Annotated in this window: 1 protein-coding gene; it reads right to left on the bottom strand. The window is 46.3% G+C overall.

Annotation, left to right across the window (positions count from 1 at the left end; all coding sequences use genetic code 11):
• Positions 1-242: molybdopterin cofactor-binding domain-containing protein (locus V7D75_RS06985; RefSeq protein WP_333613974.1), on the bottom strand; the 242-nt coding region annotated here is incomplete at both ends.

Raw genomic sequence — 242 nt, 5'->3', positions numbered from 1 at the left:
GCCATGATTGACTTGAATCGTGCCATCGGTATAAATAAGCACTAAAGCGCCAGCTTGATTGAGGGTTTGCACGGTAAATGAGATACCGAATTTCACTGGCGTTAACGCTAGACCCCAGCGTTTATCATTGCCTTCAGCTTCAGCCTTTTTATTTGCTTCGATAATTTGCTGGCGGCGCTTATCGTAATCGCTATCCTCTGCGAGCGTCCGCATGATAGTCGCCAAATCAAAATGCTCAATCG

This window comes from Psychrobacter sp., assembly GCF_036731945.1.
Taxonomy (GTDB): domain Bacteria; phylum Pseudomonadota; class Gammaproteobacteria; order Pseudomonadales; family Moraxellaceae; genus Psychrobacter.
This window is presented reverse-complemented; position numbering and strand designations above follow the sequence as displayed.